Origin of the sequence: Enterococcus sp. AZ084 (genome assembly GCF_051714905.1) — a bacterium.
Taxonomy (GTDB): Bacteria; Bacillota; Bacilli; order Lactobacillales; family Enterococcaceae; genus Enterococcus_B; species Enterococcus_B pernyi.
This window is the reverse complement of the sequence record NZ_JBIOSS010000001.1, coordinates 2,279,404-2,293,441: the sequence shown is the minus strand read 5'-3', so window position 1 is coordinate 2,293,441 and position 14,038 is coordinate 2,279,404. Positions and strand designations below refer to the sequence as shown.

17 protein-coding genes are annotated in these 14,038 nt (G+C 39.1%); 8 read left to right on the top strand and 9 right to left on the bottom strand.

Features of this window, described 5'->3' with window-relative positions; translation table 11 throughout:
* Positions 1–151 precede the first annotated feature (151 nt).
* Positions 152–994 carry a hypothetical protein gene (locus IGI79_RS10475; RefSeq protein ID WP_335884511.1) on the bottom strand — a complete coding sequence of 281 codons (843 nt, stop codon included), beginning with the start codon at positions 992–994 and terminating at the stop codon, positions 152–154.
* 281 nt (positions 995–1,275) lie between these two features.
* On the opposite strand from IGI79_RS10475, the gene IGI79_RS10470 reads away from it, so the two are divergent.
* Positions 1,276–2,787: a flavocytochrome c gene (locus IGI79_RS10470; protein ID WP_335884510.1), complete on the top strand. Its 1,512-nt coding sequence runs from the start codon at positions 1,276–1,278 to the stop codon at positions 2,785–2,787.
* Positions 2,788–2,840: 53 nt separating this feature from the next.
* Here IGI79_RS10470 and IGI79_RS10465 read toward each other — a convergent pair whose 3' ends face one another.
* From IGI79_RS10465 to IGI79_RS10440, 6 genes are all read right to left on the bottom strand, one after another.
* Complete coding sequence (locus IGI79_RS10465; RefSeq protein WP_335884509.1) at positions 2,841–3,827, bottom strand: NAD(P)H-quinone oxidoreductase; 987 nt, start codon at positions 3,825–3,827, stop codon at positions 2,841–2,843.
* A gap of 2 nt (positions 3,828–3,829) precedes the next feature.
* Positions 3,830–4,480, bottom strand: coding sequence for an NAD(P)-binding oxidoreductase (locus IGI79_RS10460; protein WP_010734773.1), 651 nt, complete (start codon positions 4,478–4,480; stop codon positions 3,830–3,832).
* Positions 4,481–4,623: 143 nt separating this feature from the next.
* Entirely contained in the window at positions 4,624–5,238 is a 615-nt protein-coding gene (locus tag IGI79_RS10455) for an ECF transporter S component (protein ID WP_010734774.1), read from the bottom strand.
* 16 nt (positions 5,239–5,254) lie between these two features.
* Positions 5,255–5,806 carry a phosphopantothenoylcysteine decarboxylase gene (gene coaC, locus IGI79_RS10450; RefSeq protein WP_034690286.1) on the bottom strand — a complete coding sequence of 184 codons (552 nt, stop codon included), beginning with the start codon at positions 5,804–5,806 and terminating at the stop codon, positions 5,255–5,257.
* 13 nt (positions 5,807–5,819) lie between these two features.
* On the bottom strand, positions 5,820–6,548 hold the full coding sequence (coaB, locus tag IGI79_RS10445) for a phosphopantothenate--cysteine ligase (protein WP_195274309.1): 729 nt from the start codon (positions 6,546–6,548) through the stop codon (positions 5,820–5,822).
* Positions 6,545–7,534 (bottom strand): acrylyl-CoA reductase family protein, encoded by a 990-nt coding sequence (locus IGI79_RS10440; protein WP_108146036.1) that lies wholly within the window; start codon positions 7,532–7,534, stop codon positions 6,545–6,547. Before IGI79_RS10440 ends, coaB begins: the two co-directional genes overlap by 4 nt.
* 230 nt (positions 7,535–7,764) lie before the next feature.
* Here IGI79_RS10440 and IGI79_RS10435 point away from each other — a divergent pair, with 230 nt between their 5' ends.
* The 7 genes from IGI79_RS10435 (at position 7,765) to IGI79_RS10405 (ending at position 13,073) form a co-directional block, all read left to right on the top strand.
* On the top strand, positions 7,765–8,307 hold the full coding sequence (locus tag IGI79_RS10435; RefSeq protein WP_065095581.1) for a helix-turn-helix domain-containing protein: 543 nt from the start codon (positions 7,765–7,767) through the stop codon (positions 8,305–8,307).
* Positions 8,308–8,324: 17 nt separating this feature from the next.
* Positions 8,325–9,410 (top strand): ABC transporter ATP-binding protein, encoded by a 1,086-nt coding sequence (locus tag IGI79_RS10430; protein WP_065095582.1) that lies wholly within the window; start codon positions 8,325–8,327, stop codon positions 9,408–9,410.
* Positions 9,411–9,421: 11 nt separating this feature from the next.
* The gene (locus IGI79_RS10425; protein WP_019723761.1) at positions 9,422–10,228 is read left to right on the top strand and encodes an ABC transporter permease; all 807 of its coding nucleotides are present in this window, start codon (positions 9,422–9,424) and stop codon (positions 10,226–10,228) included.
* Positions 10,225–11,055: an ABC transporter permease gene (locus tag IGI79_RS10420; protein WP_195274311.1), complete on the top strand. Its 831-nt coding sequence runs from the start codon at positions 10,225–10,227 to the stop codon at positions 11,053–11,055. The genes IGI79_RS10425 and IGI79_RS10420 overlap by 4 nt, the downstream gene beginning before the upstream one ends.
* Positions 11,052–12,125, top strand: coding sequence for an ABC transporter substrate-binding protein (locus IGI79_RS10415; protein ID WP_195274313.1), 1,074 nt, complete (start codon positions 11,052–11,054; stop codon positions 12,123–12,125). Before IGI79_RS10420 ends, IGI79_RS10415 begins: the two co-directional genes overlap by 4 nt.
* Positions 12,126–12,504: 379 nt before the next feature.
* Positions 12,505–12,798, top strand: a complete 294-nt coding sequence (locus IGI79_RS10410; RefSeq protein ID WP_229054069.1) for a type II toxin-antitoxin system RelE/ParE family toxin — start codon at positions 12,505–12,507, stop codon at positions 12,796–12,798.
* Positions 12,798–13,073, top strand: a complete 276-nt coding sequence (locus IGI79_RS10405) for a helix-turn-helix domain-containing protein (protein ID WP_229048851.1) — start codon at positions 12,798–12,800, stop codon at positions 13,071–13,073. The genes IGI79_RS10410 and IGI79_RS10405 overlap by 1 nt, the downstream gene beginning before the upstream one ends.
* Before the next feature lie 222 nt (positions 13,074–13,295).
* Here IGI79_RS10405 and IGI79_RS10400 read toward each other — a convergent pair whose 3' ends face one another.
* The gene (locus IGI79_RS10400; protein ID WP_019724701.1) at positions 13,296–13,439 is read right to left on the bottom strand and encodes a putative holin-like toxin; all 144 of its coding nucleotides are present in this window, start codon (positions 13,437–13,439) and stop codon (positions 13,296–13,298) included.
* 313 nt (positions 13,440–13,752) lie between these two features.
* On the bottom strand, positions 13,753–13,866 hold the full coding sequence (locus IGI79_RS10395) for a putative holin-like toxin (protein ID WP_229048857.1): 114 nt from the start codon (positions 13,864–13,866) through the stop codon (positions 13,753–13,755).
* Between the last annotated feature and the right edge of the window lie 172 nt (positions 13,867–14,038).

The window sequence follows — 14,038 nt, the reverse complement described above, 5'->3', positions numbered from 1 at the left end:
TGTTTGTTCTCGAGAAATAAGGTGGAATCCACAAAAATTCAATGAGTAATTTTTGTGGATTTCACCTTATTTCTGACTATTATCACTTATGGTTCAGCCGTTTATTTGGGCTTGAGGTCAAAAACAAAAATCAATTTTACTTTTTCTCCAGCTACTCTTTTTTGTTTCCAGCAGTATCCATCCGTGTGGTCACACCTTTTTTTCTAGGGATGAAGTTCCGGATGAACGTAAATTTCCGATAATCGTTTCGTGTATAAAGATAGCCGAAAACGCTGAAGACAAGGGCTCCGATAAAATTGACGAATAAATCTTTCATCGTATCTAAGATCCCGATGTCCAAGTAACCATCTGTCATGACATACTCTTTGGTTTTGCCATGCTCATCTTTATATGTCACGGTTGTTTGTTGGATATCTTTGATTTTATATACGGTGTTGCCATCCTCACTTAATTTGACACTGTTGATCTGATCAACATAGTTATCTTTTTGCATGTCCATCTGCAAGACTTGATCCGCAGAGAATTCGATAAATTCCCAAAAAACCCCCACGGTCATGGAAAAACAGAAAGAGACTAGAGCGACTAGTAATGGCGTCAGATTCATTGTTTTCGTGTTTTTGTTCAAAAGATAGACAAGAGAAAAACCGACACCACCTGCTAGGAAGCCGCTTAGTGCGTGTAACGCTGTGTCCCATAGTGAAAAGTAGCCATAAAAGTCACTTAATTCACCCAAGACAGTGGCACTGAAAATAAAGGATAAGATGATGATTTCCAGTGTGTTAGGGATTTGAATCTTTAGTAATTTTTCTAGTAAATAGGGGATTTCAAACAATAATAAAGTTAATAATAAGAGCATGATATTCCCCATGTTCCGGTCGATCAATTGGTCGACGAGCATGACCACCACAATGATACGTAAAATGATGTAAATCGCATGAGTGACCTTCCCAGCAGACTTACTCCCTTTTGAAAAAAAATGTTTGATAAATTTCATAAATGAACTCCTTCGTGTTTCATATCGATTATACTTGTCTAATGAAAAAAGCCCAAATCTTCTGTTTGGATCAAAAAAATAAATTTTTTTTGCGTGACTATTTATTCAAGAAACTCGACTGTTTTTCGATAGTTACTAACGAAAACTTGAAAAATTTGGAATATTAATGGTTATTTATAAAAGAAGGAGATACCAGTAGTACGGAAAATGTAAATTGTTGGTTGAATTTGTGAATGCTATCACTTATGATGGGATAAGTGTTAAATTTTAGGAGGACAACTATGAAGAAAACAATTAAAGGGTTACTGACAGTTACAGCAATTTTTGCCTTAGGTGCCTGTACGCCTGATGAAAAAGAATCTGCATCCAGTAGCTCTTCCACAAAAGAATCAACAGAAGTATCATCCGGAGCGTCTGCTCAAACTTACACAAATCCAGCTGATATGAAAGAAGAATATGATTTGATCATCGTCGGCGGAGGAGGTGCTGGTATGGCAGCTGCAATCGAAGCAAAAGATGCAGGCTTGAATCCAGTCATTTTTGAAAAAATGCCAGTTGCTGGTGGAAATACATTAAAGTCTTCAAGTGGAATGAACGCATCTGAAACAAAATTCCAAGAAGAAGAAGGCATCACTGATTCGAACGACGCCTTTTATGAAGAAACATTAGCAGGTGCGAACGGCACAAATGATAAAGAAATGTTACGCTATTTTGTCGATCATTCGGCTGCTGCAATCGAGTGGTTAGATGAAAATGGCATTAAATTAGATAACTTGACGATCACTGGTGGAATGAGCGAAAGACGAACACATCGCCCTTCTGATGGTTCTGCTATTGGTGGCTATTTAGTCGATGGGTTATTACGAAATGTCCACGAACGCCAAATCCCGATTTTTGTAAATACTGAAGTGACAGATATCCAAAAAACGGGAGATACAGTCAACCAAGTAACAGTCCAAGTCCAAGGGGAAGAACCAAAAGAAATCACTGGTAAGGCTGTAGTTGTTACAACTGGTGGATTCGGTGCGAGTGAGGAATACATCCAAACTTACCGTCCAGATCTGGAAGGATATGTAACGACGAATCAAGTGGGATCAACAGGCGATGGTATCAAGATGATTGAAAAATTAGGCGGTCAAACGGTCGATATGGATAAGATCCAGATCCATCCAACGGTTCAACAAGACGAAGGATTCTTGATCGGGGAAGTGGTACGTGGTGAAGGAGCGATCTTAGTCGATCAAGATGGCGAGCGTTTCGTCAACGAAATGAATACACGGGACAAAGTATCAGCTGCAATTACTGCATTGCCAGAAAAATCTGCTTATTTGATTTTTGACCAAGGGGTACGAGATCGCGCAACAGCCATTGAGTTTTATGATGAAAAAGGTTATGTAACTGCAGGTGAGACGATTGAAGAATTGGCAGAGAAAATCAACTTACCAGCAGAAACATTAGCACAAACAGTAACAACTTGGAACGAAGAAGTTGCCAATCAAGACGATACAGCATTTGGTCGTACGACAGCCATGGAGCATGATCTGTCTAAACCAAACTACTATGCGATCAAAATCGCACCTGGTATCCACTATACGATGGGTGGAATCAAAATCAATACGAACACAGAAGTTGTGGACAAAGACGGACAACCGATCACTGGACTTTACGCAGCAGGTGAAGTCACTGGTGGCTTACACGGTGAAAACCGCATCGGCGGAAACTCTGTAGCGGAAATCATTATTTTTGGACGTCAAGCAGGACAACAAGCATCAAAATTTGTCTCTGCACAATAATAGAAATGATATAAAAAGAGAACCTAAGGCGCACATGCCTTGGGTTCTCTTTTTTAAGATTCACTGACTGTCAAAATGATTTTTCCAACGTTTTTGTTAGCTTCCATATATTCATGGGCTTCTTTTACTTCTGATAATGGAAAGGTTCGATCAATGATTGGACGGATCGCTCCGGTTTCAAAATAAGGATCGATGTTTTTCATAAACTCTTGAGTCAGTTTTGCTTTGTATTCATCACTTCTTGGTGTCAATAGCGTACCAATCAATTGGATTCTTTTTTGTAGCAAAACGCTTAAATCAAGAGACTCGACTGTTGTGCCTCCTAGTGTGCCAATCAAGACCCAGCGGCCATCCACAGCAATCGATGACAGATTTTTTTCCCAATAGGAAGCACCGATGAAATCTAAGATGACATCAACGCCATGCCCATCAGTCATCTTTTTTACTTCCTCCGCGAAATCTTGCGTTTTATAGTTGATTACTTCATCTGCGCCTAATTCTTGGCAAAAGGCTAACTTTTCAGCTGAACCTGCGGTAACGATGATGCGTGCTTGCGAATATTGTTTGGCTAATTGGATCGCTGCAGTACCAACACCACTTGCACCAGCATGGATCAAGACAGTCTCATTTTTTTGGAGTTTTCCTAACCAATACAAGGTTTGATAGGCAGTCAAGAAAACTTCAGCGATACCAGCGGCTGATACGTAGTCAAGGGAATCGGGCAAGAGGATTGCTCGATCTGCTGGGATAACGGCATATTCTGCATAGCCACCTAAATTCACTAGACCATAGACTCTCGTTCCAGTTGAAAACTCAGAACGGTCACTTGCGTTTTCAATGACTTCACCAGCAACCTCTACACCTAAGATCGGGTAAGGCGCTTGAAGTGCAGTATTTTCGCGACGCATGATATCCGTACGATTGACCGCAGCGGTGTGGACTTTTAACAATAACTCCCCAGCTTTTGGAATAGGTCTAGGGACATCCACTTCAGTCAAAACATCTGCTGAACCGGGATGTTTCATAGAGATTCCACGCATGATCAAGCCTCCTCAACAAGTTGTTTGATGGCATCCGATACTGTAGCTGATCCTTCAGATAGAACAACAGTTGTTTTTGAAATGTTTGGTTGATCCACTAACGCTGCTAAAACTTCTGCTACCGTTTTTCTTGTAATCGATTGAGCTGGTTTTTCGTCTGGTTTGGTCAATTGGATCGAAGTGACCTCCTCGTCGTTCGTCAAAGCTACAGGTTGTAGTATGACATAATCTAATGATGTCTGATTTTTCAACCATTCGTCTGCATAATATTTAGTAATATAATAATCAGTCATTGACTCAGGCCATTTTTCACGGTTATCCGCAAAAGCTGCACTGATCATCAAATAACGAGAGATATTTGCTTGCTCTGCTGCAATCATTGTTTTGATTGCGCCGTCTAAATCAACTTGTAAAAGATTTTTTCCTTGAGAACCAGCAGCAAAGATGACGAGTTCACTCTCTTGAAAGGCTTCCGCCATTTTTTCTGAAGACCAAGTTAAATCAAAGGGAACATAGGCGATATTTTCTTCATCATAAATCGCTTGGTTGGCAACATCTCGTACACCCGCGTAAACTTGATGTTCGGTTGTTCCGAGTTTTTGGATCAAATGACGCCCAATTTGTCCGTTTGCTCCTACTACAAAAATATTCATTTTCTTCATCCTTTCGCTACATATCTGTATCAATCATGGTAACACCAAAAGATAAAAAATTCAGGACTAAACACTTATCGACAAAAAAACCAAAAAAGAGCTAACATACCGCATCACTCTTTTTTGGTTTTTTAATCCGATCATTAACGAATCATTCGTAGTAAAACGGTAGATACCGCAGCTGTGACTAAACCAGCGACGATTGCTTCTGGTACGCCACTAGTAAAGATGACCGCTAAAACTGCTGAATAGACTGCATTGATATTTGTCCCAAGAACCTGTGCATAATCTTGTTGGAATAGAAAATAGATCAAGTTCATCACTAAGATCGTATTGGTCAGAGAACCAGCGATCCCTGCGAGAAACAGTGAGAGCGGACTAACTTTGTTTTTTGTCAATCGTTGTATTCCTTTATAAACGAAATAAGGAACAACACCGATCAGGATTCTAGGTATCAAGGCAATGATCAAGGCTTTCCAGCTTCCTTGATCTGTGCCGATCACCGGAATAAACGGTGAGAAAACAAAAGACAACGGTGTTGGTATGAACGTACTGCGAATCAGACTGATCAAACCAAATGTGCCACCGAGAAAGGCACCTAGCCGAGGACCTAAAATAATTGAAGCGACGATGACAGGGATATGCATCGTTGTTGCGTTGATCGGCCCAATCGGAATAAATCCGAGAGGCGTGACAGCGAGTAAGATCATAATTGCTAAAAACATAGCAGTTAAAGTAAAGTTTTTGGTATTTTTCATCATAACTCCTTAAATACTAGACCGACCTCTGATTCAGCAGAAGTGTGACTTGGTCGATAATGATTTGGTTATCCGCTAAAGCACCTTTTCCGTAATCGCCACAAGCTAAGAGGGATTCTCTAGGTTCAATCTCTTGATAACCGATTTCTTTTAGCGTCGTTAAATTTCTTTGATTGATCGGATGTTGGTACATATTAGTATTCATCGCCGGTGCAATCAATTTTGGTGTTTCCGGTAAAAGTGCCATGGCAACAGTCGATAAGAGATCATCCGCTAGACCATTCGCTAACTTGCCGATAATATTTGCAGTGGCTGGTGCAATCAAAAACAAGTCTGCTTGTTTGGCTAGCTCGATATGGTTGATCACTGAAGGATCGTTTTCTTGCATAACGTCTGTATGGACAGCACGTTTTGAAAGGGATTGCAATGTTAAAGGTGTAATAAATTTGGTACTACTTTTTGTCATGATGACATCGACTTGATAACCGAGTTTGACTAGTTGATTTGTGATATCTGCACTTTTATAAGCAGAGATACTGCCAGATACGCCTAATAGGATTTTTTTCATCGTGAATTCCTCCTTATTTTAAAATCGCAGTGACGATACATTTTGCAATCTCTTGCTTGGTATCGGCTTCTACGACTTCTCCATTTTTAGATAATAAATAGCCATGGTGGTGTGTTTCACTGACTTGAGTCAAGTCGTTGGCCAAAATATAATCGGTTTGATTGGTGATCAAACTTTTTTTAGCTATGTCCAATAAGTGTTCTTTTGAGACATCGACTAATAATTTAAAACCAACGATGACAGCATTTGGTTGCCATTGGCGTAACGAACGAATAATCTTTGGTGTTTTCTTCAAGGTCAAAAAGAGATAGTCCGTATCAGATGAAATCTTGGCTTCTTTACTAGCGGTTTGTTCTGTTTCTGCCAGCCATGACGGCAGTGAATCAGGAGTCAATGCCTCTTTACTCAAGCGCTCAGCAAACTGTTGTTCAGAAAGACTGAAAGCCGGTGTAAAATCACTGACCGCCATGCTATGGATAATAGCATGATAGGTATTATCTTGCATCAATCGTTCTAACGTATCCAGTAAGTCTTGTGTAGAATCAATGAGATGGATCGTCAAAAGTTTAGAAGCAGTAGGTTTTAGAGCAGATCGTGTTGTCACATAGTCGATCGTCACAGTCTCGTGAACAAGAAAGGCTTCTGCGATGGCTTGACCTAAACGTCCAGTCGAATGATTCGTGATCGAGCGGACTTGGTCGATTCGTTCGCTTGTGCCACCGGCTGTGATCAATACCTTCATATTGTTTCACCTACAGTGACAAGTGTTCTTCCTTGGTGTGTCCCATCAAGGATTTTTGTGGTTGTTTCTTCCAATTGATCTAAGGTGATCTCGTTGACGACTAAATGATCAGTTACAGATAGGTCTGCTAGTTGTTGCCAGATATTCAAGCGTTTCTCATGTGGGACATTGACTGAATCAATCCCGATCAACTGGATATTACGTAAAATAAAAGGTAACACTGTTGTTGTCAATTTGATGCCACCCGCATTGCCGCAGAGAGCAGCTGCGCCATCATAAGCAATCAAAGGCAATAATCGTGTGAGCTGTTCGCCCCCAACAGTATCGATCACATAATCGACTTGTTGTTTATCTAACGGTTTATTTTTTTCTGGTAGAAAGGCTTCTGGATGAACAACTTGAGTCGCTCCTAGTTTCTGTAGCCAAGTCTTTGCTTCTTCTTTACGAGAAAATGCGGTGATTTGCTGAAAGCCCATTTTATGCAACATGGCAATTGCCACACTACCAACTCCGCCAGAGGCACCAGTGACGATCACTTTGTCCTCTGCTTTCATTCCTTGGGTAAGTAAAGCATTCACGCAAAGTGCAGCAGTCAAACCAGCGGTGCCTAGAACCATTGCTTGACGTAGAGTCATCGTTTCTGGAAGAGGGACAAGCCAATCTCCAGATACTTTTTGGTAATCGCTATAGCCACCAGGTTGGCTAACACCTAGTCCATAGCCGGTTGCTAGAACTTGATCTCCTGGTTGAAATCGTTTGTCCAAGCTTTTCATGACGACACCAGAAAAATCAATTCCGGGAGTCATTGGATAGTGACGGATCACTTGTCCATGTTCACTACAAGCTAACGCATCTTTATAATTGACATCTGAGTATGCGATTTTTACCCAAACTTCATTATTAGTCAGCTCAGGAAATTCTTTGTCAACGATGCTTGTATGAAAAGTAGGCTCGTTGTTTACTTGAAACTGTTTGAATGTGTTCATTAGATAGAAGGTACTCCTTTCAAAATTTTCCTTAATCATACCATAAAGCGTTTCATTTTCTAGTAGTTTGCTGATTAATTTCTTCTAAAAAAAGTTTGAGACAGCCGAAAAAGTACAAAGAAAATTCAAGCAAAAGGGTTGTTTTTTCAGCGGAAATTTGTATACTAATACAGGTGGTAGTAAACTTGGAGTTTACTATTAGGAAACTTTACGTAGGGGGACAGAGATAAATGGAAATTGGTGAGAAGTTACGAAATCTGCGTATCCAAAAAAATTTGACACAAGAAGAATTAGGGGAGCGGACAGATTTATCAAAGGGCTATATCTCACAGCTTGAGCGGGATCTAAGTTCGCCATCGATGGAAACATTTTTCTCTATTCTTGAAGTCTTAGGAGTTACCCCAGAAGCATTTTTTCATCAAGAAACACCCAACCTTCAAATCGTTTATACGAAAGAAGATCGTACCGTTTATTACGATGAAGAGAATGGGTACGAACTGGAATGGTTAGTGACAGATTCCAACGAAAAAGAAATGGAACCAGTTTTATTGACATTTGATACAGCTGGTGAATATAAAACCTTTGAACCTTCACTTTCAGAGACATTTATTTTTGTTCTGGAAGGGGAGATTGCGCTAAGCTTGGGTGAACGAGAGTATGTAGCAAAAAAAGGTCAATCGATGTACTATCAGGCAACGACACAGCATCAGTTACGCAATCATCAAAATAAACAAACTAAGGTATTGATCGTCGCAACCGAATCATACTTGTAATATAGGGGGCAGAAAAAGTGGGAAAACCAATCATATCATTCGATCAAGTCGTAAAAAGCTATGATGATGAAACAATTTTAAAGAATGTCAGTTTTGAGATCGAGCAAGGGAAATTTTATACATTGTTAGGGCCTTCTGGTTGTGGGAAAACAACGATTTTACGAATCATTGCTGGATTTACAGAAGCAACGGAAGGAGATATCTATTTTGAAGGAAAGCGACTAAACGATCTGCCGGCGAATAAACGCCAAGTCAACACGGTTTTCCAAGATTACGCCTTATTTCCTCATATGAATGTATTTGATAATGTGGCATTTGGATTGAAAATCAAAAAAATGCCTAAATCAGAAATCGAAAAAAAGGTCAAAGACGCATTACGTATGGTGCAATTACCTGGATATGAAACGCGGGAGATCAGCGAGATGTCAGGGGGACAACGCCAACGGGTAGCCATTGCGCGAGCCATCGTCAATGAGCCGAAAGTCTTGTTGTTGGATGAACCGTTATCAGCCTTGGATCTAAAGTTACGGACAGATATGCAATATGAGTTGCGTGAACTACAACAACGTTTAGGGATCACCTTTATTTTTGTGACGCATGATCAAGAAGAAGCGTTAGCAATGAGTGATGAGATTTTTGTGATGAACAAAGGGAAAATCGTCCAAAGCGGCACCCCTGTAGATATTTATGATGAACCGATCAACCATTTCGTGGCAGATTTTGTTGGTGAAAGTAATATCGTCAATGGCGTGATGATCGAAGATAACTTAGTTGAGTTTGTTGGTAAACAATTTGAGTGTGTCGATGGTGGGATGCGCGTCAACGAACCAGTTGAAGTCGTGCTTCGTCCAGAAGATCTAACCATCACTACACCAGATAAAGGGAAATTAGTCGTGACAGTTGATACTCAACTATTCCGTGGCGTCCACTATGAAATCATTTGCTATGATGAGCAACAAAATGAATGGATGGTCCACTCAACGAAAAAAGCTCGCGAAGGTAGTCAAGTTGGCTTATCTTTTGAACCAGAAGACATCCATGTCATGCGTTTCAATGAGTCAGAAGAAGACTTCGACGCACGTTTGGAAAGCTACGAAGAATAGGGGGAGAGAATATGAGAACAATGCGTAGGATCTATTCCATCCCTTATGTTTTGTGGCTTGGATTATTTGTGATCGCGCCTGTTTTGATGATCATCTATCAATCTTTTTTCGATATGAGTGGTCAGTTTACATTAAGTAATTATGCTGCGTACTTTACTTCAGGGACTTATATCGCCATGACGATCAATTCGGTATGGTATGCGTTCTTGATTACATTATTCACCTTGTTGATCAGCTATCCGACTGCTTACTTTTTAACGAAATTGAAACATAAGCAATTATGGTTGATGTTGATCATTTTACCGACATGGGTCAATTTGTTGTTGAAGGCGTATGCCTTTATCGGGATTTTCAGTATTCATGGAAGTGTCAACCACTTTTTCGAGTTTGTCGGCATTGGCCCGCAACAGATTTTATTTACTGATTTTAGCTTCTTATTCGTAGCGACATATATCGAGATTCCTTTCATGATCATGCCGATTTTTAACGCATTGGAAGAAATGAATCCTTCATTATTGAGTGCCAGTAAAGATCTAGGAGCAAGTAACTTTGAAACGTTTCGCCGGGTGATCTTCCCCTTGTCATTGAATGGTGTAAAAAGTGGGGTACAGGCAGTTTTTATTCCTTCACTATCCCTTTTCATGTTGACACGTTTGATTGGTGGAAATCGAGTGATCACGCTAGGTACAGCAATCGAGCAGCATTTCTTAGTGACACAAAATTGGGGTATGGGTTCAACGATCGGCGTGATTTTGATCATCGCTATGTTCGTTGTGATGTTACTAACTGGTGAGAAGAAAAAAGGAGGTCGCTCATGAGAAAAAAATTCAAATGGTCGTATCTCTATTTAGCGGTTGTTTTTCTATTATTGTATTTACCGATTTTTTATTTGATTTTTTATTCCTTCAATGAAGGCGGAACGATGAACAGCTTTACCGGCTTTACTTGGGAGAATTATCAAGCGGTATTTGAGGATACACGACTCATCATCATCGTATTGAATACATTTATGCTGGCGTTCTTATCGGCTTTGATTGCAACGATCATCGGGACATTTGGCGCGATGGGGATCTATTACACGAAAAAACGTCAAGCACGAACGGCGCTATTGAGCATGAACAATATTTTACTTGTTTCTCCCGATGTGATCATCGGTGCGAGTTTTTTGATTTTCTTTACGCTAATCGGCTTTGGGTTAGGCTTTCAAAGTGTCTTGCTTTCCCATATCGCTTTTAGTATCCCTATCGTTGTTTTAATGGTCTTACCAAAATTGCAAGAAATGAATGATTCGATGGTGGATGCTGCGAGAGATTTAGGGGCGAATAATTTCCAAGTCGTAAAAAATATCATTTTACCGTTTTTATCTCCAGGAATCATTGCCGGTTATTTCATGGCGTTCACATACTCTTTGGATGATTTTGCGGTCACTTTCTTTGTAACAGGAAACGGCTTTACTACTTTATCTGTTGAGATCTATTCAAGAGCGCGGCAAGGAATCAGCTTAGAAATCAATGCGTTGAGCGCACTTGTCTTCCTGTTCTCGATGGTGTTAGTGATCGGTTACTACTTTATCAGTAAAGAAAACCGACCAAAACGATTGAAAAAAAATCGCCGCAACCGTGAGGAGGTGGCTCGTTTACGATGAAAAAATTACAATCTTTGCTGATCGGTATTATCTTGATCATTGGTGTATTGCTTGTCAGTGTTAGACAATTAGAAAAAGCGAGCGGAATGAGTGGAGCGAAAATCGTGACCATTTATAACTGGGGAGACTACATCGATCCTAGTTTGATCACGAAGTTTGAACAAGAATCCGGTTATAAAGTCAATTACGAAACATTTGACTCGAATGAAGCCATGTTTACCAAGATTCAACAGGGCGGAACCAATTATGATATTGCTATTCCTAGTGAATACATGATCCAAAAAATGATTGAAGAAAAACTTGTCATGCCTTTAGATCATAGTAAGATCAAAGGCCTGAACAATATCGATGATCGCTTCTTGGATTTGGATTTCGATCCTGATAATAAATATTCGATTCCTTATTTCTGGGGAACTCTGGGTATCGTGTATAACGATAAAGTATTCGACGAAGAAGAAATCAAGCATTGGGATGACCTTTGGAAACCAGAATTGAAAGACAGCTTGATGTTGATTGATGGAGCAAGAGAAGTGATGGGCTTATCTTTGAATAGTTTAGGGTATTCTTTGAATAGCAAAGACATGACCGAACTGAACGAAGCAGCTCAAAAATTGAATAAAATGACGCCAAATATCAAAGCAATCGTTGCAGATGAGATCAAAATGTATATGATCAACGAAGAGGCATCAGCTGCTGTGACTTTCTCAGGTGAAGCAGCAGATATGATGTATGAAAATGAACATTTACATTATGTGATCCCAACAGAAGGCTCAAATCTTTGGTTTGATAACATCGTCATGCCAAAAACAGCTAAAAACCAAGAAGGCGCCTATGATTTCATCAACTTCATGCTCGATCCGGAAAACGCCGCTCAAAATGCAGAATATATCGGCTACTCCACACCAAATAAAGCTGCCAAAGCATTGTTACCAAAGGAAATCTCCGAAGATGAACAATTTTATCCATCTGATGAAACGATTTCGCATCTTGAAGTTTATGAAAATCTCGGTTCAGAATACTTAGGAATCTATAACGATTTATTCTTAGAGTTTAAGATGTATCGGAAATAATGTTAAAACTCAATAAAACTGGGGAAAACTCAAGGAACAAAAGCCTTTGTTTACGTACTTTTGAAAGCTCAGTTTTCCAAATTTCTACCAAAAGCGCCTTTTTAGGCGCTTTTTTGCGTTTTGCTTTAAGGATAGCAATATAGATTAATATAATAGTCTTTAATTAGCGTAATTGATTGTGTAAAGGATAAATCAACCATGAAAAGAAGGGAAAAATAAACATGAAATTTTGATTTGCCTAATGAAAAAAGTTTTTAACAAATAGTAGAAAAATATAGCTAATTCGCTATATAATGGTATGATTAGGAGGAAATAAGTTGAATCATCCTAAATTTAAGTGGGACGATGAATTTGAAAGATTCCTTGATTCCTTGATTCATTGAGTGACAAGGAGGCTGCAAAAATTTTATCAATCATTGATAAAATTGAAAAAACAGATTTACATACAGCTATGCGGCAAGAGTGGGTAAAAAAACTGGAGAGCAATTTATATGAAGTGCGAGCAAGTATAAGTAGTAATGCTTTAAGAGGGATACATTTTCAAAGAAAAGGGAATGAATATTTTATTACTCATGGGTTTCGAAAGAAAGCAAATAAGCTTTCCAGACGAGAGTTAGAAAAAGGTAGAAAGTTGCGAGACAATTTTTTAAGTAAGAACGAGAGGTGGATATGATGAGTCAAGTACAAAATTATATAAAAAAAAGAGCGGAAAAAAGTGAAGAATTTGTGCATCTAATGGAAATTGAAGAAGCTAAATTAGATGTTGCGTTAAAACTAGCAGAATTAAGGAAAAGTGCTGGATTAACACAAAAACAATTAGCGCAAAAAATTGGGAAACCTCAATCAACCATTTCACGAGTTGAAACAGGTGAAATGAATCCTAGTATTGAGTTAGTGATCGAACTAGCACAAGGATTGGATAAAAAGCTTGTCATAAATTTTGAGTAATCGTTTTTTAAGTCGGAATCTATTGGTCCAGCCAATTAGTTGTCTCCATAAATCCTTCTTATATATCAATCAGAATTGAAGAAGAAGCCGAAGCTGTGCTATAATAAAAACGAAAAAAGGAACTGCGTCAACAGTTCCCTTTTGACAGCACCGCTAAAAGCTAGTGGCAAGTGTAATAGTTAACTCAAAGAGAAGTAAACCATCGGCTCGCTAAAGTGACGGTTACTTCTCTTTGTCATTTTTCAGCATTGTAACAACCAAACCAACTAAAGCAACGGTAAACATACCGAAAGCTATAATTGTTTGCATTATTTCATATGCGGACAAAAGGCTTCTCCTTTCTTCGATTTCAGTACTTATCTCCATAAGAACCACCACCTTTTTCGAAGTCGCCACCGTCATTCAACTTTACTGTCTAAAAAAGTATAGCATATCGCCCTAGATAGAGTCCTTGAACTTTAGATAAACACGGATGTTTTTTTGGAAAATTTGTATGTTCACTTAAAATACACTTAATCAGAAATCAGAAATCAGAATTGAAGAAGAAGCTTGAACTGTGCTATAATAAAAACGAAAAAAGGAACTGCGTCAACAGCTCCCTTTTGACAGCACCGCTAAAAGCTAGTGACAAGAATTAGATATTTTTTGTAGAAATAGCCGACCCTCGCTAAAGTGACGGCTATTTCTTTTTGTCATTTTTTAGCATCGTAACAACTAAGCCAACTAAAGCAAGGGTAAACATACCGAAAGCTATCATTGTTTGGATTGTTTCATATCCAGACAAAAAGGTCAGTTACTTAGAATTAGAAAAATGACACTATCAATTTAAGCGATTACGTCCTTTTCAATGGGCTCATATTTTGAATATCTAAAAATAGTTAGTTGTTTATCTGTATCTGCGTAAATCAATTGCTAAGAAAAAGAAAGCAATCAGAAAATACATCCGTGTATTTTCTGGTGGTTTT